General features: G+C 68.6%; 24 protein-coding genes. 16 read left to right on the plus strand and 8 right to left on the minus strand.

Features of this window, described 5'->3' with window-relative positions:
* Nucleotides 1-26 precede the first annotated feature (26 nt).
* The 3 genes from ACQW02_RS04510 to ACQW02_RS04520 all read left to right on the plus strand — a co-directional run bounded on the left by ACQW02_RS04510 (nt 27) and on the right by ACQW02_RS04520 (nt 2,244).
* Entirely contained in the window at nt 27-1,064 is a 1,038-nt protein-coding gene (locus ACQW02_RS04510) for a ribonucleotide-diphosphate reductase subunit beta (RefSeq protein ID WP_431284074.1), read from the plus strand.
* 54 nt (nt 1,065-1,118) lie between these two features.
* Nucleotides 1,119-1,790: an SCO family protein gene (locus tag ACQW02_RS04515; RefSeq protein WP_431284075.1), complete on the plus strand. Its 672-nt coding sequence runs from the start codon at nt 1,119-1,121 to the stop codon at nt 1,788-1,790.
* 166 nt (nt 1,791-1,956) lie between these two features.
* The gene (locus ACQW02_RS04520) at nt 1,957-2,244 is read left to right on the plus strand and encodes a hypothetical protein (protein ID WP_431284076.1); all 288 of its coding nucleotides are present in this window, start codon (nt 1,957-1,959) and stop codon (nt 2,242-2,244) included.
* 4 nt (nt 2,245-2,248) lie between these two features.
* Here ACQW02_RS04520 and ACQW02_RS04525 read toward each other — a convergent pair whose 3' ends face one another.
* From ACQW02_RS04525 to ACQW02_RS04545, 5 genes are read right to left on the minus strand one after another with little or no spacing between them, the layout of a single operon-like run.
* On the minus strand, nt 2,249-3,181 hold the full coding sequence (locus ACQW02_RS04525; protein ID WP_431284077.1) for an amino acid ABC transporter permease: 933 nt from the start codon (nt 3,179-3,181) through the stop codon (nt 2,249-2,251).
* On the minus strand, nt 3,157-4,029 hold the full coding sequence (locus ACQW02_RS04530) for a transporter substrate-binding domain-containing protein (protein WP_431284078.1): 873 nt from the start codon (nt 4,027-4,029) through the stop codon (nt 3,157-3,159). The genes ACQW02_RS04525 and ACQW02_RS04530 overlap by 25 nt, the downstream gene beginning before the upstream one ends.
* A 20-nt stretch (nt 4,030-4,049) precedes the next feature.
* Nucleotides 4,050-4,862, minus strand: a complete 813-nt coding sequence (locus tag ACQW02_RS04535; RefSeq protein ID WP_431284079.1) for an amino acid ABC transporter permease — start codon at nt 4,860-4,862, stop codon at nt 4,050-4,052.
* Nucleotides 4,852-5,487, minus strand: a complete 636-nt coding sequence (locus tag ACQW02_RS04540) for a hypothetical protein (protein WP_431284080.1) — start codon at nt 5,485-5,487, stop codon at nt 4,852-4,854. The genes ACQW02_RS04535 and ACQW02_RS04540 overlap by 11 nt, the downstream gene beginning before the upstream one ends.
* Nucleotides 5,488-5,514: 27 nt before the next feature.
* The gene (locus ACQW02_RS04545; RefSeq protein WP_431284081.1) at nt 5,515-6,498 is read right to left on the minus strand and encodes an isopenicillin N synthase family dioxygenase; all 984 of its coding nucleotides are present in this window, start codon (nt 6,496-6,498) and stop codon (nt 5,515-5,517) included.
* A gap of 174 nt (nt 6,499-6,672) precedes the next feature.
* Here ACQW02_RS04545 and ACQW02_RS04550 point away from each other — a divergent pair, with 174 nt between their 5' ends.
* Nucleotides 6,673-7,542, plus strand: coding sequence for a DUF3108 domain-containing protein (locus ACQW02_RS04550; RefSeq protein WP_431284082.1), 870 nt, complete (start codon nt 6,673-6,675; stop codon nt 7,540-7,542).
* Here ACQW02_RS04550 and ACQW02_RS04555 read toward each other — a convergent pair.
* Complete coding sequence (locus ACQW02_RS04555) at nt 7,431-8,102, minus strand: HAD-IA family hydrolase (protein WP_431284083.1); 672 nt, start codon at nt 8,100-8,102, stop codon at nt 7,431-7,433. The genes ACQW02_RS04550 and ACQW02_RS04555 overlap by 112 nt on opposite strands.
* Nucleotides 8,103-8,267: 165 nt before the next feature.
* Between ACQW02_RS04555 and glmU the strand changes: the two genes are divergently transcribed.
* From glmU to ACQW02_RS04585, 6 genes are all read left to right on the plus strand, one after another.
* Nucleotides 8,268-9,569, plus strand: a complete 1,302-nt coding sequence (glmU, locus tag ACQW02_RS04560; RefSeq protein WP_431284084.1) for a bifunctional UDP-N-acetylglucosamine diphosphorylase/glucosamine-1-phosphate N-acetyltransferase GlmU — start codon at nt 8,268-8,270, stop codon at nt 9,567-9,569.
* An 80-nt stretch (nt 9,570-9,649) separates the two neighbouring features.
* Entirely contained in the window at nt 9,650-10,066 is a 417-nt protein-coding gene (locus ACQW02_RS04565) for a hypothetical protein (RefSeq protein ID WP_431284085.1), read from the plus strand.
* A gap of 108 nt (nt 10,067-10,174) precedes the next feature.
* Nucleotides 10,175-11,653, plus strand: coding sequence for an NAD-dependent succinate-semialdehyde dehydrogenase (locus tag ACQW02_RS04570; RefSeq protein WP_431284086.1), 1,479 nt, complete (start codon nt 10,175-10,177; stop codon nt 11,651-11,653).
* Entirely contained in the window at nt 11,650-12,045 is a 396-nt protein-coding gene (locus ACQW02_RS04575) for a VOC family protein (RefSeq protein ID WP_431284087.1), read from the plus strand. The genes ACQW02_RS04570 and ACQW02_RS04575 overlap by 4 nt, the downstream gene beginning before the upstream one ends.
* A gap of 108 nt (nt 12,046-12,153) precedes the next feature.
* Nucleotides 12,154-13,527, plus strand: coding sequence for a glutathione-disulfide reductase (gene gorA, locus ACQW02_RS04580; protein ID WP_431285861.1), 1,374 nt, complete (start codon nt 12,154-12,156; stop codon nt 13,525-13,527).
* Nucleotides 13,528-13,700: 173 nt separating this feature from the next.
* Entirely contained in the window at nt 13,701-14,840 is a 1,140-nt protein-coding gene (locus tag ACQW02_RS04585; RefSeq protein ID WP_431284088.1) for an eCIS core domain-containing protein, read from the plus strand.
* 24 nt (nt 14,841-14,864) lie between these two features.
* Here the strand turns inward: ACQW02_RS04585 and ACQW02_RS04590 are convergent, their stop codons facing one another.
* Nucleotides 14,865-15,680 carry a transglutaminase-like domain-containing protein gene (locus tag ACQW02_RS04590; protein WP_431284089.1) on the minus strand — a complete coding sequence of 272 codons (816 nt, stop codon included), beginning with the start codon at nt 15,678-15,680 and terminating at the stop codon, nt 14,865-14,867.
* A gap of 222 nt (nt 15,681-15,902) precedes the next feature.
* Between ACQW02_RS04590 and ACQW02_RS04595 the strand changes: the two genes are divergently transcribed.
* Nucleotides 15,903-16,271, plus strand: coding sequence for a hypothetical protein (locus tag ACQW02_RS04595; protein ID WP_431284090.1), 369 nt, complete (start codon nt 15,903-15,905; stop codon nt 16,269-16,271).
* Between the two features lie 23 nt (nt 16,272-16,294).
* On the opposite strand, the gene lysM is transcribed toward ACQW02_RS04595, so the two are convergent.
* A complete protein-coding gene (gene lysM / locus ACQW02_RS04600; protein ID WP_431284091.1) occupies nt 16,295-16,765 on the minus strand; it encodes a peptidoglycan-binding protein LysM in 471 nt (156 codons plus the stop codon).
* A gap of 160 nt (nt 16,766-16,925) precedes the next feature.
* On the opposite strand from lysM, the gene ACQW02_RS04605 reads away from it, so the two are divergent.
* Genes ACQW02_RS04605 through ACQW02_RS04625 form a run of 5 tightly spaced genes read left to right on the plus strand, consistent with a single transcriptional unit; the run spans nt 16,926 to nt 19,552 of the window.
* Nucleotides 16,926-17,258 carry an ArsR/SmtB family transcription factor gene (locus tag ACQW02_RS04605; protein ID WP_431284092.1) on the plus strand — a complete coding sequence of 111 codons (333 nt, stop codon included), beginning with the start codon at nt 16,926-16,928 and terminating at the stop codon, nt 17,256-17,258.
* Entirely contained in the window at nt 17,255-17,698 is a 444-nt protein-coding gene (locus ACQW02_RS04610) for an SRPBCC family protein (protein WP_431284093.1), read from the plus strand. The genes ACQW02_RS04605 and ACQW02_RS04610 overlap by 4 nt, the downstream gene beginning before the upstream one ends.
* Nucleotides 17,695-18,582, plus strand: a complete 888-nt coding sequence (locus ACQW02_RS04615) for an SRPBCC domain-containing protein (RefSeq protein WP_431284094.1) — start codon at nt 17,695-17,697, stop codon at nt 18,580-18,582. Before ACQW02_RS04610 ends, ACQW02_RS04615 begins: the two co-directional genes overlap by 4 nt.
* Before the next feature lie 12 nt (nt 18,583-18,594).
* Nucleotides 18,595-19,077, plus strand: a complete 483-nt coding sequence (locus ACQW02_RS04620) for a DUF1579 domain-containing protein (protein ID WP_431284095.1) — start codon at nt 18,595-18,597, stop codon at nt 19,075-19,077.
* A 13-nt stretch (nt 19,078-19,090) separates the two neighbouring features.
* The gene (locus ACQW02_RS04625; protein ID WP_431284096.1) at nt 19,091-19,552 is read left to right on the plus strand and encodes a GyrI-like domain-containing protein; all 462 of its coding nucleotides are present in this window, start codon (nt 19,091-19,093) and stop codon (nt 19,550-19,552) included.
* Nucleotides 19,553-19,561 lie beyond the last annotated feature (9 nt).

The following is a 19,561-nucleotide window of genomic DNA, read 5'->3' on the forward strand; positions in this document are numbered from 1 at the left end:
CAACAGAACACATCGAGAGACACACTATGCCCGACGGTAACCTGTCCCCCCAAAAAATGGATCTTCTGACCGCCAACCCGGTCTACAAGCCCTTCCGCTACCCCTGGGCCTATGACGCCTGGCTGACCCAGCAGCGCATCCACTGGTTGCCGGAAGAAGTGCCGCTGGCCGATGACGTCAAGGATTGGCAGAAGAACCTGACCGCGTCGGAGCAGAACTTGCTGACGCAGATCTTCCGCTTCTTCACCCAGGCCGACGTGGAAGTGAACAACTGCTACATGAAGCAGTATTCACAGGTCTTCAAGCCGACCGAAGTGCTGATGATGATGTCGGCGTTCAGCAACACCGAAACCATCCACATCGCCGCCTATTCGCACCTGCTCGACACCATCGGCATGCCCGAAGAGGAATATACCGCCTTCCTCAAATACAAGGAGATGAAGGACAAGTACGACTACATGCAGGCGTTCACGGTGGACAATAAGACCGAGATCGCAAAAACCCTGGCGGCCTTCGGGGCCTTCACCGAGGGGCTGCAACTCTTCGCCTCCTTCGCGATCCTGATGAATTTTCCGAGATTCAACAAGATGAAGGGCATGGGGCAGATCGTGTCCTGGTCCGTGCGCGACGAGACGCTGCATTGCCTGTCGGTGATCCGCCTGTTCCGCACCTTCGTGCAGGAAAACCCGGAGATCTGGACGGAACAGCTCCGCACCGATCTTTACGAAATCTGCTCCACCATCGTGGACCACGAGGATGCCTTCATCGACCTGGCGTTCGAATTGGGCGGCGTGCAGGGGCTCGATGCGGAGTCCGTAAAACGCTACATCCGCTTCATCGCCGACCGCCGCCTGCAGCAATTGGGCCTGGAGCCGCTCTATCACATCGAGCGCAACCCGTTGCCCTGGCTGGACGAGATGCTGAACGCGGTCGAGCACATGAACTTCTTCGAGGGCCGCGCCACCGAATACTCCCGTGCGGCGACCACCGGCACCTGGGAAGAAGCCTTCTCCGAGGGCGTCTTCAGCAGCCCGCAGCCAGAGGGTGAGATCATCCTCACCTGATACCAAGCGGGGCGGTGGTTTGCGCCGCCGCCCCTTCGGCCTATCTAGGCGCCCATGCGCCCCATTCGACTCATCTCCCTTGCCCTGCTCGCCGCCCTGGCCGGGCTTTGGGGCGCCTCCTGGGCGCTCAAGGCGCCGGGGGAGGGGATTGGCGAATCCTTTGCCCGCCGCATCGCGTCCTTCACCGGCGCCGATATCCCGCCGCCCTCCTCGGGCGGGGTGGTGATGCCGCAGGGGCTGTCGCTGGGCGGGCCCTTCAGCCTGACCGATCACACGGGCCAGGCGGTGACCGAGGCGGATTTCGCCGGCCGCGTCCTGCTGGTCTATTTCGGCTTCACCTTCTGCCCCGATGTCTGCCCTACGGAACTCGGCATCATGGCGCAGGCGATGGAGGACCTCGGGCCCCAGGCCGCGCAGGTCACCCCGATCCTGATCACCATCGACCCGGAGCGCGACACGCCCGCGGCCCTGGCCCCCTATGTCCAGAATTTCCACCCCGCGATGCGTGGGTTGACCGGTACGCCGCAACAAATCGCGGAGGTTGCACGGCGGTACCGTGTCTACTACCAGAGAGTGCAACGCCCGGACATGACCGAATACCTGATGGATCACTCTTCTTTTATCTACCTGGTCGGACCAGATGGGCGGGTGCGGAACCTGTTCCGTCCGGAATCACCGCCAGAGGCCATCGCCGCCGCCGTCCGTGGCGTGTTGCGCGCGGGATGACGGCGGGGTTCATCCCGGCGATTAACTTTTACGAAAGCCGCGGTGAGTGTTCTGTTTCCGGGGTTCTGCGATTCACGTTAAGTTTCGCAACTCGTCAGTATATCCGGAGTCGCCGGGCTGCCCCTTTTTGTGGCGCACGGGCAGTCGGCAAGGAGAGAGGAAAGTGATGTCGGGCGACCTGGATGACGCAGATGCTGGGGCAGACGGCCCGCGGGGTGCCGCCAACATGCCGCGCCATACGCGCCGCCTGTCGGACAAGATACTGATCGCTTTTCACCATGCCTGCGATCAGGGCGACTTCGAAGTCGCGGACGAACTGCTCCGCGTGCTGGAAATGATGCTGACGCGCCGGCCGATCTCGCCTGACGCAAACCGGCGGAAGAATATTGAAAGCCTGGTTGCGGCGCATGAGCGGCTCTGGCTGCTGCGTCACCCCGAGGCGAACGAGCGCTGACGGATCAGATCCGCTTCGCAAAGCGCCTTTCGGCGCGGGAAGCGATGGCCGACAGGGCCGCGCAGACGATGAAATAGAACAGCGCCACGACGAACCAGGTCTCGAAAACCCGGTTTGTCGTCGCCGCGACCTCGCTGCCCATGAAGGCCAGGTCCTGGATCGACACCAGGGAAATGATCGAACTGTCCTTGACCAGCGACACCGCCTGGCCGGCCAGCGGCGGCACGGTGCGCGCCACGGCCTGCGGCAGGATCACATGCCGCAGGGTCTGGCGGCGCGACAGGCCAAGGGCCAGGGCTGCCTCCCACTGCCCCGGCGGCAGGGATTGGATGCCGCCGCGAACGATCTCGGTGACATAGGCGCCTTCGAACAGCCCCAGGCAGACGATCGCGGCCAGGATCCCGGCGGACTGCGCCGGCGGGCCGAACAGCACCTCGATCCACCACAGCGTGCCGGGCGGCTGGCGGCGAATCCAATCCTCGATGCCCAGCGCCGGCAGGACCTGGCTGCTGACGAAGAAGTAGAAAACGAAGACGAAGACCAAGGGCGGGATATTGCGGATCGTCTCGACGTAAAACCCCGCCACCAGCCGCGGAAACAGCGGGCGGGACGCACGGGCGATCCCCATGGCGACCCCGACCACGGCCGCGATCACCCCGGCCCAGAGCGACACGCGCAGCGTCGTCAGCAAGCCTTGCAACAGCAGGTTCGCGACCCAGCCCCGCTGCGGGTCGTGCCGGATGACGAAGCCCCAGACCGGCCCGAAATCCCAGGCGTAGTTCAGCGCGCCGCCAGCCCGCCAGCCGATCCAGCCCAACCCGCCCAGCACCACGGCCAGGACCAGCGCATCCAGCCGGCCAAACCCGCGCCGGTCGCGGCGGGCGTAGGGCCCGCCGGTCGTGTCGTCCTGGCTCAGCCGGGCACCTGGTCGCGCCATTCGCGCGCCCCGAACCAATAGGCGTGCCGGTCTGCCAGCCAGCCATCCAACTGCCGCGTCAGCACCCAGTTGTTCAGGAAGTTCAGCGCGTCGGGGTCGGATTTGCGCACGGCCATGGCATCGGCCTGGCGCACCAGCGGCTCCGGGAAGGGGCGGAACAGCGTGTCGGGATTGTCCAGCGCGGCGAACAGGGGGCGCGGCATGCTGCCGACCATGGCATGCGCCCGGCCGCCCACGACCTCCAGGATCGCCTGCGCGTCATCGTCGAACTGCCGCAGGGTCGCCCGCGGCATCAACCGCTGCGCGGCCGTGGTGGCCGATGTGCCGCGCCGGCCGGCAATGGTCACGTTCGGGCGGTTATAGGCCTCGATCGTCACCATCCCATCGGCCAGGCGCTTGTTCGCCACCAGATCCACGCCATTGGCCGAATAGGCGGAGGTGAAATTGGCCGACAGGTTGCGCGCGGGGGTGATGCTCATGCCGCCGATGATCGCATCGAAGCGCCCGGCCAGCAGGGCGGGCACGATGCCGTCCCAGGCGGTGGGGATGAATTCGGCGCGCACCGACATGTCCTCGGCCAGTTTCTTGCCGACGTCGACCTCGAACCCCACCAACTCGCCGGCGCGGTTGCGGAAGGCCCAGGGCACGAAGGTGGAAAGCCCGACGCGCAGGGTGCCGCGGCGCTTCACATCCTCGATCATCGATGCCGCGGCCAGGGCGGCGCGGGCGTCGTTGCCCTGCGCCGCCGCGGGGCGCGCGCCGAAGACGAAGGCGCCGATGGCGGCAAGCCCGCCGGCGGCAGGGGCGATCATGCGTCGCCGCAGGTTGGCCCGATCTGTCTCGTTCATTTTTGCGTCTCCCTTAAAAGTCAGGCCGCGCTGCCGCGCAGCCTGCGTTCCAACACGCCGACACCGGCGGACAACAGCACGGTCACGCAAAGATAGAGTGCCGCCACGGTGAGCCAGATTTCGAAGGTCATGAAGGTGTCGCTGATCACGTTGCGCCCTTCGTTCATCAGGTCAAATACGGCGATCACGCTGACGATGGCCGAATGCTTCACCAGCGACACACCCAGCCCCGCCAGGGGCGGCAGCATCACCCGCAGCGCCTGCGGCAGCACGATGTGGCGCAGGGCGGCGCGGCGCGGCAGGCCGAGCGCCCAGGCCGATTCCCATTGCCCGAGCGGCACGGCCTGGATTCCACCACGAAAAATCTCCGCGGCGAAAGCGCCCTCGAACACCGCCAGGCACAGCACCCCGGCCCAGAACCGGTCGACCCCCAGGACCGGCGCCAGCACGAAATAGACGATGTAGAGCTGCACCAGCAGCGGCGTGTTGCGTATGGCCTCGATATAGCCGATCGCCAGCCACCGCCCGGCGACCGAACCCGACAGCCGCAGCAGCGCCACGGCCAGCCCGATCACGATGGTCAGCAGCAGCGCCAGCGCGCTGATCTCCAAGGTGACGCCCAAGCCCTTCAGCAGCGGCCCCGGATAGAATTCGCCGTCGAACATCTGGAACAGGTATCGCGGCACCCGATACCACTGCCAATTATAGCCCATGCCCTGCGCGCCGCCGACCAGCAGCCAGCCGAGCAGCCCGACGAACATGACGAATTGCAGCACCTGGACCGCGGCCTCGCGCCGCCGCCGCCAGCGAGGGCCGGTGGGCTCAGTCCTCACGCGGGATGATCAGCCGCGGCGGGCGTGACAGCAGCCGCGCCAGCATCGGGGCGAAACTGGCCAGCGGTGCCTCCGGCTGGCCGGGCATGATGGTGGTCTGGTCGTAGCGTTCGACGAAGCCGGCCGTCGCCTCGAAATGCGGGTGCCCGCGCCAGAGTTCGCGCTGGGTGGCGTTGTCGGCTTCCTCCGGATGGTCGTTGTAGTGGTGCGCCAGGAAGATCTGATGGTGTTCCAGCAGCCAGCGCGCCGCATCCGACACATAGGGGCCGAGCAGGCTGGCGGCGAAGGCGCCATGGTTGGTCGGGCAGACCGTGTAGCCGACGTCATGCAGCAGGGCCACGACGATGTATTCCTCGTCCCGCCCATCGATCATCGCCGCCGTCGCCGATTGCAGGCAGTGGCGGAAGTTGTTGACCTGGTAGCCGAAGGACGGATCGGCGGCCGAGGCTTCCAGCAGCCGCAGCACATGCTTCACATGCTGTTCGGCATCGAAGATGCGGCGCTGTTCCCGCAGGCGCGACCAATCCTCGGCGCGGAAGGCGTCCAGCGCCGGCGGATCGACATAGCCCCAATCGGGCCGCAACAGTGGCGTGCGTCCCGCATCATCCCCGAGGCGATGGCTCATTCCGACCGGCTCCGACTACCGTAACATTCATGCGCCTGGCGCGCGGTAGCGGAAAGCCTTGTCGAAGCGCCCGACCACCCATTCGCCGCAGGCGATCGGCGGATATTTCGCCTCTGCCGTCGTCGTGAGCAGATCGCGCGGATCGATGATCGTGTGGAAGCCAGGATCGAAGAACACCGCGCAGGATTGCCGCGCGTGGCCGGAGGTATTCACCACCCGGTGCGGGTTGCTGCGGAAGCGGCCGTTGGTCCAGCGATGCATCAGGTCGCCGATGTTGACAACGAAGGTCCCGGCGATCGGCTTGGCCATCACCCAGTCGCCGGCAGCCCCCTTCACCTGCAAGCCGCCGGTCTGGTCCTGCGCCAGCAAGGTCAGCCCGCCGTAATCGGTATGGGGGGCGACACCAAATTGCGCCTCGCCCAACTCGGGCGGCTGGGCCGGGTAGTAGATGGCGGCGCCCCGCGCCAAGGGGCGGGCATAGGGGCGTACGAAGAAATCGGCGGGCTGGTCCAGGCTTAGTGCCAGGCCACGCAACACAGCATGACCCGCGCCGAGCACCGCCTCGTACCAGGGGTACAGCGCGTCGCGCAGATGCGGCATCGCATCCGGCCAGCGATTCGGTCCCATCAGCGGCGTGCCGGCGGCGACCTCGGGGTCGGTCTCCGGCAATTCCAGGCCCCAGACGAAACTTTCCTTCAGGTCGGGGCGGGCGGTGCCGTGCATCTTGGCGCCACCCTGGGCGACCCAGCCGCGATGGCGGGCGTTCACCGCGACTGCCGCCTTGTCCGCCGGCGGCAGGCCGAAAAAGCCGCGCGCGCCGGCGAAAGCGCTGTCGGTCAGCGCATCCGGCACGCCATGGCCGGTGACGTAGAAGAACCCAATCCCCTCGCTGGCCGCCCGCATCGCCCGACCGGCCAATAATCCGCCCGCTGGATCGCCGGCGACGAGCGCCGCGATATCCACCACTGGGATCGTATCCGCGCCAATGTCGCGTGCCGTCGCGTAGCTCATGCCCCGTTTCCCAAAGTCTTGATGCAGCGTCGCAGGATCGGGGTCCGCCGGCTATTCCCCCCGGCTATTCCTCCGAGGGGGCGATCAGGCTGCCACGCCCATCGTCGCGATACATTGCAACGGGATGGCGGAAATCCTTGCGGGCTGGCGCCGGCATCCGACATACCGCGAAGCATGCAGTCACATCGCGCCAGCCTCTCCGCCCTCGCTCTGCTTCCGCTGCTGGCTGCCCCGGCGGCGGCCGAACCGTTTCGCGCCACCTACAACGTGGTCGCGGCCGGGATGACGGTGATGGAGATCGAGACGGTGTTCGACCTGGCCGCCCCCGCCGGCTACCGCATCCACATGAGCACGCGGCTGCGCGGCCTGGCCGGCTTCCTGATCAGCGGCCAGCAGGTGACGGCGGTGCGGGGCGCCTGGGCCGGCACCCAGGCCCGCCCCGCGCGCTATGAAACCGATGGCGTCTGGCGCGGCGAAACCCGCCGCATCCTGCTGGAATACCCGGCCGGTGAGCCGGAGGTCCGCACCCTCATCCCGCCCAACGACGCCGAACGCGAGCCCGTGCCGCCCGACATGGCGCGCGGCACGATGGACAGTCTTTCGGCACTCGCCCAACTCAGCCGCGCGGTGGGGGCCACGCAATCCTGCGACGCCACCGCCGGCGTCTACGACGGCCGCCGCCGGACCGATTTCGTGGCACGCACCAATGGCTGGGAACGGCTGCCCGCGGGCCGCGAAAGCTGGGCCGGGGATGCGATCCGCTGCGAATTCCAGGGCCGCCAGGTCGCGGGCTTCCTGCTGGACCAGGACCGCGCGGCGGAATGGCGCCGGCCGCAGGAAGGCACCGCCTGGCTGGCCAGCGTGCGCCCCGGCACGCCCCCGGTGCCGGTGCGGCTGGAAATCCCGACCCGCATGTTCGGGCGGATCACGGCCTATCTGGTCAGCGTGGCGCCCGAACCCCGCAACACCGAGGTGACGACCCCAAGCAGGTCCGCCGGGCTGGCCGCGACCGGGGCATCGCCCGCCATCGCCGCGCGGCCATAGCCCCAGGCGCAGAACACCACGGGCAGGCCGGCGGCGCGGCCCGACAGCATGTCATTGGCGTGGTCGCCCACCATGACGGCGTGGCCCGGTGCGCCACCCGCGGCGGCCAGGGTCGCCAGCACATGGCCCGGATCGGGTTTTTTGACGGGATAGGAATCGCCACCGCCGACTGCCGCGAAATGCGCCGTCAGCCCCAACTCGGCCAATAGCGACCGCGCCGCGCGTTCGGGCTTGTTGGTGCAGACCGCCAGGCGCCAGCCCGCCGCCGCCATCTCCGCCAAGGCTTCCGGGATGCCGACGAAGGGGATGGTGGCCGCGGCGGCATTGGCCTCGTAATCGTCCATATAGGCCGCGACATCCGCTGCCGTCGCGACGCGGCCGCGTGCCGAAAAGGCCCGTTCGACCAGGACCTTCACCCCATCGCCGATCATCGCGGTCGCCTCGGCGCGCGACAGGGGGCCAAGCCCCTGGCCCAGCAGCATCCGGTCCAGCGCCGCATGCAGATCCGGCACGCTGTCCACCAGCGTGCCGTCGAGGTCGAGGAGAATGGTCGGTGTCATGCGACCCCTCCTAAGCCGCCCGGCCCTTGCCGGCCAGACGTGGATCGGCGGAGACTGTTTCGATGATGATCCGGCGCGCGCGACATGGGGTCGCGGCCGCGTTGGTCGTGGGCATAGCGCCGGGGGCCTTGCACCGGCGCCGCCGTCAGGGGCAGACAGTCACGCATGACAGCAGCCGCCATCCTCCTCGCCGCCGGCCTTGGCACCCGCATGAAGTCGCGCATGCCCAAGGCGCTGCACCCGATCGCCGGCCGGCCTATGCTGGCGCACCTGATCGCCGCCTGCGAGGCCGTGTTCTCGCGCATCGTGGTGGTGGTCGGGCCGGATATGCCGGCGCTGGAACGGGCCGCGGCGCCGCATCCGGTGGTGGTGCAGCACGAAAGGCTCGGCACCGCGCATGCGGCGCTTCAGGCAGCATCGCTGCTCGAAGGCTTCGCGGGCGATGTCGCGGTGCTCTACGCCGACAATCCGCTGATCACGGCCGACACCATGCGCCGCCTGCTGGCCGCGCGTGCCGAACATGGCGCGGCGCTGCTGGCGATGCGCCCAGCCGACCCCGGCCGCTACGGCCGTGTCGTGACCGCCGAGGAAGGGCGCGTGCTGCGGGTGGTCGAATGGGCCGATGCCTCGGCCGAGGAACGCGAGATCGGGTTGTGCAATGCCGGCGTGATCTGCGCCCCGGGGCCTTCGCTGTTCGGCTGGCTGCGCGCGGTGGAAAACCACAACCGCGCCCGCGAATACTACCTGCCCGATGCCGTCACCATCGGCGCCGCCGCCGGCGCCACCTGGGTCGCGGTCGAGGCCCCCGAAGCCGAATGCCGCGGCATCAACAGCCGCGCCGAACTGGCCGCCGCCGAGGCCGAGGTGCAGCACCGCCTGCGCCGCGCCGCGATGGATGGCGGCGCGACCCTGATCGCGCCCGACAGCGTGACCCTCTGCCACGACACCAGGCTGGGCCAGGACGTGACCATCGGCCCCTCGGTTGTCTTCGGCCCGGGTGTCACGGTGGCCGATGGGGTCGAGATCCGCGCCTTCAGCCATCTGGAAGGCTGCACGATCGGGGAGGAGGCGGTCATCGGCCCCTTCGCCCGGCTGCGCCCGGGCACCGTGGTCGAACGCACCGCCCATGTCGGCAATTTCGTCGAGTTGAAGGCGACCGTGCTGGGGCAGGGGGCCAAGGCCAACCACCTGACCTACCTTGGCGATGCCAGCATCGGGCCGGGGGCCAATATCGGCGCCGGTACCATCACCTGTAATTACGACGGCGTGGACAAGCACCGCACCAGCATCGGCGCCGGCGCCTTCATCGGCAGCAACACGGCACTGGTCGCGCCGGTCGCCGTGGGCGAACGCGCGCTGATCGGCGCCGGCAGCGTCATCACCCGCGACGTGCCGGATGACGCGCTGGCGGTCGGCCGCGCGCGCCAGGTGACCAAGCCGGGGCGCGGGTTTCGGGGCAAGCGTTAGGGTGCGGCATCTGGCAAAGCCGGCTGCGCCGCATTAGCCTCCCGCGCGTCATCGTGCCGGCCGGCCGCAGGAGAAACGCCATGCCGACGGGAAAAAGTCTCGATCATCTGGCCCGCCGCTACCTTGCGAGCCGCGGGACGCCGCCGATGGTGGACGACCCCGTTGCCCTTGCCTTGCCGCGGCTGAATGCGGAGGCGCGGAACGCGGGACGCGGCGCGCGCTTCGACCTCGGCCTCGGTGTCGGGCTGGCCTTGGCCGGGATCGCGGCGGGTGGCTCGATCCTGGTGATGCCCTTGGGCAACGACATCGTGGTGGCGCTGTTGCGATTGCATCTGGTGCCGCTGATGGCCCTGGGCGGCGCGATCTGGGGCGCCATCCTGGCCGAACAGGCGGGGCCGGTGCTGGTCGCGGCGCAGATGGTGCTGCGCTGCCTGTCGATGGGCGCGCTGGTCGAGGCGTTCCAGACCGCCCTCGCGGGATTGCCGGCCCGACGCTGACAGGGCGCCCCTTGCGGGGCGATGGTGACCGAGCGCCCCTTGCGGGGCGACGCTGACAGGGCCGCCCGACGGGTCTAACCTTCCGGTCAACCAATCGGAGGACCGGCCATGCTCGATACCATCGCGACTTTGCCGCTGAAGGACCCGGACCTGCTGCGCCAGGCCAATTACATCGGAGGCGCCTGGGTGCAGGCGGCCTCCGGCAAGACATTGGATGTCCGCAACCCCTCGACCGGCGCGCTGGTCGGCCGCGTGCCTGCCATGAGCGCCACCGAAACCCGCGCCGCGATCGAGGCCGCGCACGCCGCCCAACCCGCCTGGCGCGCGATGCTGGCCAAGGATCGGGCCGCCGTCATCCACCGTATCGCCGCCCTGATGCACGCCAATGCCGACGACTTGGCCGCCATCATGACCGCCGAACAGGGCAAGCCTTTTGCCGAGGCCAAGGGCGAGGTCGTCTATTCCGCCAGCTTCCTGGAATGGTTCGCCGAGGAGGGCCGCCGCGTTTACGGCGAGATCATCCCCCCGAATGCCAAGGGCCGCCGCATCCTGGTGACCAAGGAACCGGTCGGCGTTTTCGCCGCCATCACGCCGTGGAACTTCCCCTCCGCCATGATCACCCGCAAGGCCGGGCCAGGCTGGGCCGCGGGCTGCACCGGGGTGATCCGGCCCGCGTCGCAGACGCCGTTCTCGGCGCTGGCGCTGGCCGTGCTGGCCGAACGCGCGGGCATGCCGGCGGGTGTGTGCAACGTCATCACCGGCCCATCGGGGGCGACGGGTGGGGAACTGACCGCCAATCCGCTGGTGCGCAAACTCTCCTTCACGGGATCGACCGAGGTCGGGCGCATCCTGCTCGCGCAATGCGCGGCCACCATCAAGAAGACCAGCATGGAACTGGGCGGCAATGCGCCCTTCATCGTCTTCGACGACGCCGACCTGGACCAGGCCGTTCTGGGCGCCATGGCCAGCAAGTTCCGCAACACCGGACAGACCTGCGTCTGCGCCAACCGCTTGCTGGTGCAGGACGGGGTCTATGACGCCTTTGCCCAAAAGCTGACGATCGCGGTCAATGCGTTGAAGGTCGGCGACGGCATGGAGCCGGGCGTGACCCAGGGCCCGCTGATCAACCCCGAAGCGGTCCAGAAGGTCGAGGAACACATCGCCGACGCGCTGTCCAAGGGCGCCCGCGTGCTGACCGGCGGCGCACGCCACCCACGCGGTGGCCAATTCTTCTCACCCACCGTGCTGGCCGACGTGCCGCTGTCGGCCCAGGTCCTGATCGAGGAAACCTTTGGTCCCGTCGCGCCGCTGATCCGCTTCGGCACCGAGGCAGAGGCCATCCGCATCGCCAATGACACCGAATTCGGCCTGGCCGCCTATTTCTACGCGCGCGACGTCGGCCGGATCTTCCGGGTGTCGGAGGCACTGGAAGCCGGCATCATCGGCGTCAACGAAGGCATCATCAGCACGGCCGAGGCGCCCTTTGGCGGCTTCAAGCAATCGGGCCTGGGGCGCGAGGGCAGTCACCTCGGCATCGAGGAATACATGGAGGTGAAGTACGTCGCGATCGGGGGGCTGGGGGCATGAAATTCGCCCACATCAACCAATACGTCGCCGATGTCCCGGCGAGCCTGGCCTTCTACAAGGCGGCCTTCGGCCTCGCGACCCGCTTCGTCGCCGAGGGCTCGGATTATGCCGAGATGGAGAGCGGCGCGGTCACCATCGCCTTCACCAGGGAAACCTTTGTCGCGGAGCAGGGCGCCGAATTCCGCCGCCTGCGCGCCACCGACACCGCGCATGGCTTCGACATCGGGTTCACGACCGATGACGTCCACGCGGCGTTCAGCCGCGCGGTCGCGGCGGGGGCCAGCCCGATCATGCCGCCGCAGCAGAAGCCCTGGGGCCAGGTGGTGGGCTATGTGCGCGACCTGAATGGCACGGTGGTGGAGATCGGATCGCCGATGGCGGCCGCCACCTGATCGTCGGGGCGCCACGCGGCGCTGCCGCATCCAGCGCATGACAGCCAACAGGTGACACTGGCCGCGCGACGCGCCATCTGGGGGCGTCACGCGCGGATGGTGTCCTTCATGTCCTACGACTTCGACCTCTTTGTCATCGGCGGCGGTTCGGCCGGCGTGCGCTGCGCCCGCATCGCCGCGGGCCATGGCGCGAAGGTCGCCATCGCCGAGACCCGTTTCTGGGGCGGCACCTGCGTCAACGTCGGCTGCGTGCCCAAGAAGATCATGGTGCAGGCCGCCGAATACGGCGCCTGGATGCAGGATGCGGCCGGTTTCGGCTGGGACATCCCGCCCGGCGCCACGCATGACTGGGCACGGCTGGCGCAGGCGCGCGACCGTGAAGTGGCGCGCCTGTCCGGCATCTACGGCCGGCTGCTGGGCGGCGCGGGGGTCACCACCTTCGATGGCTACGCCAAGTTTGCCGGCCCCCACAGCGTCACGGTGAACGGCCAGACGGTCACCGCCGAACGCATCGTGATCGCCGTCGGCGGCAACGCCGTGCGCCCGGACATCCCCGGCGGCGAGTTGGCGCTGATTTCCGACGACCTGTTCACCCTGCCGGCCCTGCCGCGCCGCGTCGTCATGCTGGGTGCCGGCTATATCGCGCTGGAATTCGCCATGCTGCTGCGCGGGCTGGGGGCGGAGGTCGATGTGATCTACCGCGCCGACCTGCCGTTGCGCGGCTTCGACGACGACATCCGCAACGCGATGGTCGAAGCTCTGGAGGCCGCCGGCATCCGCCACCACGCCGGCCAGGGGCTACGTGCGATCGAGGCCGCCGGCGACGCTCGCCGCGTGATCCTGGCCGATGGCACCGTGGTCGAAGCCGATGCGGTCATTGCCGCCACCGGCCGCCGCCCGGCATTGGCGGGGCTGGAGCTGGCGGCGGCGGGGCTGGCGCCGGATGCCCGCGGCGCGCTGTCGGTCGATGGCGCGCATGCGACCTCGGTGCCGCATATCTACGCGATCGGCGACGTCACCGACCGTGTGAACCTGACCCCGATGGCGACCGCCGTCGGCCATGCCCTGGCCGACACGCTGTTCGGCGGCAATCCGCGCCAGGCGTCCTACCAGAACGTGCCGAGCGCGGTCTTCACCGACCCGCCGATCGCGACCGTGGGGTTGACCGAACACGAGGCCGCCCTGGCCGGCCCGACCGACATCTACGTCGCCCGCTTCACCCCGATGCGCCACACCATGTCCGGCCGCGCGCGCAAGACGCTGATGAAGCTGGTGGTCGATGCCCGCACCGACCGCGTGCTGGGCGCGCATGTGATGGGCGATGACGCCGCCGAGATGCTGCAGGGCTTCGCCGTCGCCATCACCGCCGGCGCGACCAAGGCCGATTTCGACCGCACCATCGGCATCCACCCGACCATGGCCGAGGAATTCGTGACCATGCGGACCCGCACGCGACAGGTGGGGCTGACCCCGGCGCTTTGACCCCATCACGGCCAGTTGCGATCCCGGCCCGTTCGCAACCGGCCTTATCTGGTTGATAGTCATTTTTGAGATAATTCACGAAGCGTTCTGAGTTGTGCGATCATCCAGGTCGCGTCCGCTCGACGATTACACAGGGAGCGGGCCGGATGCCGAAGCCAGGATACGCCACGGGCGTGAGCTTTCGCCTGCCCGACATCCTGCACAAGCGCGCCCTGGCGATGGACCCGGACCTGCCTGCCGCTCCCATCCTGCTGCACCTGTCCGACCTGCCATCCCGCCGTGGCGCCCTGGCCTTCGCCGCGGCGGGCCAGGTCTGGATCGCACCGCGTGCGTTCCGGCCGCGAAGCCGCCAGGGCCTGGCGCTGATCGGCCATGAACTCGCGCATCTGGCGCAGCAGTCCCGGATGGGGGCGATGCCCGCGGGCGTCCTGGCCGATGCCGGGCTGGAGGCAGCCGCCGATGCCTTTGGCGACGCCTTCGCCGAAACACCGGCCATCGATGCGCCATGGGTGGCGGTCGCGGGCCCCGCCGCCGCGCCCTCCGGCGTCGTGCAATGTTCCTACGGCCGCCCCGGCAACATGCGCCCGCTGGCGGCGCGGATCGCCGACGACGCCTTCCTCGACGATGAGGAGGATGAGGAGGAGGACGAAGCCACCGGCCCCGGCGCCAGGGATGGCGGCGCCAGCCACGGCAAGACGGCCAAGAAGATCGCGGGGCCCACGCGTGCCGTGGTGGGCGGTGCCGTCAGCGCGGTGAACACCACTTCTGGCGTGTTGGGCGGCACGGGCATCGCGGGCGGCGTCACCGGCGCCCTGTCGGCCGGTGCTGCCGCGGCGATGGCGCCGGCGGCGGCCGTGCTCGGGCCGGCCGGCATCGCGCTGATGATCGCCGATATCGCGCTGTCCGCGGCCTCCGCCGCCAGCACCTATTCGCATATCACCGCGCTGGAGAAGATCCTGCGGACCTATGAATTCGCCGGCAAGCAGGTGCGGGAATCGACCCTGGAAGCGATCGCCTACGCGCTGAACAAGAAAAACAAGAAGCTGAAGCGCAAGGGCCTGGGCTGCATCCCGATCCTCGGCAGCATCTGCAACAGCGTCTACACGCTGGGCCGCACCATCCAGAAACGCGTCGACGGCACCCGCGGCACGGAGCGCCGGTCGCAGGCGCGCACGCTGTGGCTGAACATGATGGCCGGCGACCCGGCGGCCATCGCGGCCTGCCAGGAACTGCTGGGCGTGGCGATGTTCACCAAGATCCGCAAATACAGCGACGGCGACGTGGTGCTGAAGAAGAAGCTGAAATCGCTTTGAGCCCCCGGGGGGGGGGGGGGGCGGTTAGCCCCCCGGCGGCACTTCCACCGTCCAGATGTCGAACTTCGCCAGCCGCGTCACGCCAAAGGTGCTGCTGATGGCGACATCCGACGCATCCCGCCCGCGCGCGATCAGCACCCGCCCGATGCGCGGGATGTTGTTGCGTGCGTCGAAAGTGTGCCAGCGGCCACCGACGAAAACCTCCATCCAGGCCGAGAAATCCATCGGATCGGGGCTGATCGGCACGCCGATGTCGCCCAGGTAGCCGGTGCAGTAGCGCGTCGGGAAGTTCATGCAGCGCAGGAAGGCGATCGCCAGATGCGCGTAGTCGCGGCAGACGCCCTTCTTCTCGATCCAGGCATCCCAGGCGCCGCGGGTCGATCGCGCATCCTGGTAGTTGAACTTGATGTGGTTGTGCACGAAGTCGCAGATCGCCTGCACCCGCGCCCAGCCCGGCGGCGTATTGCCGAACAACTGCCAGGCGATGTCGGACAGGCGGTCGGTTTCGCAATATCGGCTGCCCAGCAGGAACACCAGCGTCTCCTCCGGCAGGTCCTGCACCGGGGTCTGCTGTGCCTCGGGCACGATCAGGTCATGCAACCCGCTGTCGTTGACCACGGCGTTGGTGGTGATCCGCATCAGCCCCGGCGGCGCCACGATGCGCGTGCACCAATTGCCGAAGCCATCGCGATACGCGGTCATGGGCACCGAGGGCTGCGTGATCATGTGGTCCGGCACGACGATGTCCGACACGCGCGAATAATGCACGTTCAAGGTCAGGATCATGGGTGTGGGCTGCGGACAGTCGTAGGTGATGTCGTAGCCGAGGCGGATGCGCAAAGGTCGTTCTCCGTCGCCGGATCGGCGCGGGCCGACCATACGCGAGGCAAACGCCGCCGTCCTGCGCGGGTTGCGGGCAGCGTCGCGAATCATGGACCGCGCTGCCTCTTTCACGCGCATCCGTGATTGGACCTTGCCCTTGCCTTGCATGAGGCTGCTGCGATGCAGCGCCCACAACGGCCCCCCGCAAGGCACCCTCGTTCGACCCGGATCTTGGCGACTGTGGCCATTCTGTCGTTCCTGACGGCCGTGTTGGGGCCGCGCGCCGTCCTCGTGCCCGCGGTGGTCGTTTTCGTCGTGGCGCTGGTGTCGCTGACCCTGTTGCCGGCACGGGACAAACGCCGCCGGGCGACGGGGCCAAGGGGCGATGACACAGGTGATTCGTCGTCGTCCTGGGACAACCACCGCGCAACCTCCTCCGGTGCGGCGGCGGCGGCCGGCGCCGCCTTCGCCACCGGCGGCACGATGGAAGGCGCCGCGGCGGAGGGATTCTCCAGCGGTGGCGGGATCGACGGCGCAGGCTTTTCGTCAGGCAGCGATGGCGATGCGTCCGGCGACAGTGGCGGCGGTAGCGACAGCAGCAGCGACTGATCGCGCCTGCCGCCGCCCGTGCCTCAGGCCTGCGGGGGAATCCGCAGCACCTGGCCTGGATAGATCTTGTCCGGGTGCGTCAGCATCGGCTTGTTGGCCTCGAAGATCGCCGGGTATTTGTTGGCATTGCCGAGGTGCTGCTGCGCGATCTTCGACAGGGTGTCGCCGCGCACCACGGTATGGAAGACGGGGGCGGGTGCGGGGGTGGCGGTGGTCACGGCTTCCTCGACCGCCGCGATGCCGGCCACGTTGCCGGCGGCCAGGATCATCCGCTCACGCGTCTCGGCATCCGGCGCGGTGCCGCCCAGGTGCACGCGATCGCCCTCGACCCGGACCGTCACGTCGGCTGGGGCGACGCCCAGGCGGGTGAGTTCCGCCTGCACCGCCTCGGCGGTCGGGGGGGCCGGGGGCGGGCGGCTCGCGTCCTGCGTCGCCTCCGACCCGCCGATGCCGAGCAGCCGCCCCGCGGCGGCGACAAAGCTGAAAAGACCCATGGCTGTGATGTCCTTCCCCATGCGATGTGTGACGTTCTTCTTGTGTCGGAACGATCCGGCAGGACGTTTACCATGCCAGGGGCCGGGGCGTGCATTCTTATCGGCAGCGTTGCGAAAACCCGCTTGACAGCCACCAGCCGGGGTTCCAACACTTAATGCGATGGTTAACTATTCACCCGACCCGCTCGACCGCGTCTTCGCGGCCCTGACCGACCCGACCCGGCGCGCCCTGATCGCGCGGCTGGGGGAGGCGGATAGCATGACCGTCAGCGACCTTGCCCGGCCGCTGACGATGTCGCTGCCCGCCGTGATGAAGCACCTGGATGTGCTGGAAAACGCCGGCCTTATCGCGCGGCAAAAAACCGGCCGCACGGTGGCCTGTCGCCTGACGGCCGCACCGATGGAGGATGCGATGGCCTGGCTCACCCGCTACGCGCGCTTCTGGGATGAAAGCCTCGACCGCCTGGCGGCGATGGTGGAGCGCCCCTTGTGACGACCGTCATCCCGAGCGTCACCCTGGTCCGCCGCCTGCGGGCGCCCCCGTCGCGCGTCTTCGCCGCCTGGACCGATGCCGCGACCCTGGCCACCTGGTTCGGCCCGCACCACACGCGGGCCGAGGAAGCCGAGGTCGATGCGCAACCAGGCGGCCACTTCCGCGTGGCCCTGCGCGAGGACAATGGCGCCCGGCATGAGGTCGCCGGCACCTATACCGAGGTGACGCCCGACACGGCCCTGGTCTTCACCTGGGCCTGGACCAACGCGCCCGAACGCCAGTCCCGCGTCACCATTCGCCTGCGTGCGGTGCCGGAGGGCACCGAGCTCACCCTGGTCCACGACCGCTTCGCCGACGCCGATACCGCGACGCGGCATGTGCGCGGCTGGACGGAATCGTTCGAACGCCTTGTCGCCCTTTTTGAAGGAACCCCAGCATGACCGTCTTCAGCATCAACCGCGACCTCAACGCGCCGCGCGACACCGTCTGGCGCGCCTGGACCGATCCTGACGCGCTGAAGGGCTGGTGGGGGCCGAAGGGGTTTGTGCTGCACCACTGCGCGATGGATCTGCGGCCGGGGGGCATGTTCCTCTATGGCATGCGTTCGCCGGACGGGGCGCCGATGTGGGGGCGCTGGGCGTTCCGTGAGGTCGTGGCACCGTCTCGGCTGGTCTTCGTCACCTCCTTCTCCGACGCCCAGGCCGGGATCACCCGCCACCCGATGGCGCCGACCTGGCCGGCCGAGATGCTCTGCACCCTGACGCTGGAGGAGTCCGGGCAGGGCACCCGCCTCAGCCTGACCTCGACGCCGATCAACGCCACGGCCGAGGAGGAGGCCATCTTCGACGCCGGCAAGCCCTCGATGACGATGGGCTGGGGCGGCACCTTGGGTCAGTTGACGGATTGGCTGGCCGTGGCGCCCAAAGCCGCGCCGCTGATCGTGCCCTACCTGACCGTCAGCGACGCGACCGCCGCGATCGACTTCTACGGCCGGGCCTTTGGCGCGCTGGAACGGATGGTGATGCGGGCGGAGGACGGCAAGCGCCTGATGCATGTCGACCTGGCGCTGCTCGGTGGGTCGTTGTTCCTCTGCGATTGCTTTCCCGAACATGGCGGCTCGCAACCCGACAAGGTGCCGCCCGCCTCCATCGCGCTGGTGCTGCCGCGGCCGGCCGATGTGGATGCGCTTTATGCCCAGGCCATCGCCGCCGGCGGCACGCCAAAGATGCCGCCGCATGACGCCTTTTGGGGCGCGCGCTTCGCGATGCTGACCGATCCGTTCGGCCACAACTGGATGCTGGACGCCAACCTGCCGAAGACCTGAGGGAGCATCGCCATGGACGTCAAACCACAGGATCAACACCGCTGGCTGCACCGTATGGTCGGCTCCTGGACCGTCGAGGGCGAATGCTCCATGGGCCCCGGCGTGCCGACCGAAAGCACCACCGGGACCGAGACGGTGCGCTCACTCGGCGGGCTTTGGGTCATCGCCGAAGGGCGGGGCAAGATGCCCGACGGCGGGGAGCCGCAGCATGTCATGACCCTTGGCTACGACCCCGAGAAGGGCGCCTTCGTCGGCAGCTTCATCGCCTCGATGGGGGCGATGATGTGGGTCTACGACGGCCGGCTGGACACCGCGGCCCAGCGGCTGACCCTGGCCTGCGAGGGCCCCGATTTCGCCAATCCCGGCAAGCGGACGTCATTCCGCGACATCATCACCCTGCAAAGCGACGACGCGCGCACACTGACATCCGAGATGCAGGCGGCCGATGGCGCCTGGCACCAGATCATGACGGCGCGTTACCACCGCATCGGTTGAAGGAGGCACCGCGATGATCGACACACCGCACCTGGCCGACGCCGCCGGCATGCAGACCGCGGCCATCCACCTGACCATCCCACGGGACAAGATGCCCGAGGTCTTCGGCCCGGCCGTGGGCGAAATCCTGGCGACCTTGGCGGCGCAAGGGATCGACCCGGCCGGCCCCTTCTTCGCCCATCATTTTTCCATGACGCCGGGGGTCTTCGACTTCGCCCTCGGCGTGCCGGTCGAAACGCCGGTGCGGCCCGAAGGGCGCGTCGCCCCCGGGGAACTGCCGGCGATGCGCGTGGCGCGGACGGTGCATTACGGACCCTACGAAGGCCTGCCGGCATCCTGGGGCGCCTTCGATGCCTGGATCGCCGCGCAGGGGCTGAGCACCCGGCAGAACCTGATCGAACGCTATGTGGTGCATCCGAACGCCGACCCCGATCCCGCGGCCTGGCGCACCGAGTTGAACCGACCCCTGGCCTGACGGAGGCGA

The organism is Humitalea sp. 24SJ18S-53, from assembly GCF_050632385.1.
In the GTDB taxonomy this organism is placed as follows: domain Bacteria; phylum Pseudomonadota; class Alphaproteobacteria; order Acetobacterales; family Acetobacteraceae; genus Humitalea.

What these genes read in the sequence shown, in the direction of transcription:
- ACQW02_RS04515 (WP_431284075.1), top strand. Translation starts at nt 1,119, where the DNA reads ATGCGCCCCATTCGACTCATCTCCCTTGCCCTGCTCGCCGCCCTGGCC.
- ACQW02_RS04555 (WP_431284083.1), bottom strand. Translation starts at nt 8,102, where the DNA reads ATGACACCGACCATTCTCCTCGACCTCGACGGCACGCTGGTGGACAGC.
- ACQW02_RS04565 (WP_431284085.1), top strand. Translation starts at nt 9,650, where the DNA reads ATGCCGACGGGAAAAAGTCTCGATCATCTGGCCCGCCGCTACCTTGCG.
- ACQW02_RS04575 (WP_431284087.1), top strand. Translation starts at nt 11,650, where the DNA reads ATGAAATTCGCCCACATCAACCAATACGTCGCCGATGTCCCGGCGAGC.
- glmU (WP_431284084.1), top strand. Translation starts at nt 8,268, where the DNA reads ATGACAGCAGCCGCCATCCTCCTCGCCGCCGGCCTTGGCACCCGCATG.
- ACQW02_RS04525 (WP_431284077.1), bottom strand. Translation starts at nt 3,181, where the DNA reads ATGGCGCGACCAGGTGCCCGGCTGAGCCAGGACGACACGACCGGCGGG.
- ACQW02_RS04520 (WP_431284076.1), top strand. Translation starts at nt 1,957, where the DNA reads ATGTCGGGCGACCTGGATGACGCAGATGCTGGGGCAGACGGCCCGCGG.
- ACQW02_RS04605 (WP_431284092.1), top strand. Translation starts at nt 16,926, where the DNA reads ATGGTTAACTATTCACCCGACCCGCTCGACCGCGTCTTCGCGGCCCTG.
- ACQW02_RS04620 (WP_431284095.1), top strand. Translation starts at nt 18,595, where the DNA reads ATGGACGTCAAACCACAGGATCAACACCGCTGGCTGCACCGTATGGTC.
- ACQW02_RS04545 (WP_431284081.1), bottom strand. Translation starts at nt 6,498, where the DNA reads ATGAGCTACGCGACGGCACGCGACATTGGCGCGGATACGATCCCAGTG.
- ACQW02_RS04550 (WP_431284082.1), top strand. Translation starts at nt 6,673, where the DNA reads ATGCAGTCACATCGCGCCAGCCTCTCCGCCCTCGCTCTGCTTCCGCTG.
- ACQW02_RS04510 (WP_431284074.1), top strand. Translation starts at nt 27, where the DNA reads ATGCCCGACGGTAACCTGTCCCCCCAAAAAATGGATCTTCTGACCGCC.
- gorA (WP_431285861.1), top strand. Translation starts at nt 12,154, where the DNA reads ATGTCCTACGACTTCGACCTCTTTGTCATCGGCGGCGGTTCGGCCGGC.
- ACQW02_RS04540 (WP_431284080.1), bottom strand. Translation starts at nt 5,487, where the DNA reads ATGAGCCATCGCCTCGGGGATGATGCGGGACGCACGCCACTGTTGCGG.
- lysM (WP_431284091.1), bottom strand. Translation starts at nt 16,765, where the DNA reads ATGGGTCTTTTCAGCTTTGTCGCCGCCGCGGGGCGGCTGCTCGGCATC.
- ACQW02_RS04625 (WP_431284096.1), top strand. Translation starts at nt 19,091, where the DNA reads ATGATCGACACACCGCACCTGGCCGACGCCGCCGGCATGCAGACCGCG.
- ACQW02_RS04530 (WP_431284078.1), bottom strand. Translation starts at nt 4,029, where the DNA reads ATGAACGAGACAGATCGGGCCAACCTGCGGCGACGCATGATCGCCCCT.
- ACQW02_RS04615 (WP_431284094.1), top strand. Translation starts at nt 17,695, where the DNA reads ATGACCGTCTTCAGCATCAACCGCGACCTCAACGCGCCGCGCGACACC.
- ACQW02_RS04570 (WP_431284086.1), top strand. Translation starts at nt 10,175, where the DNA reads ATGCTCGATACCATCGCGACTTTGCCGCTGAAGGACCCGGACCTGCTG.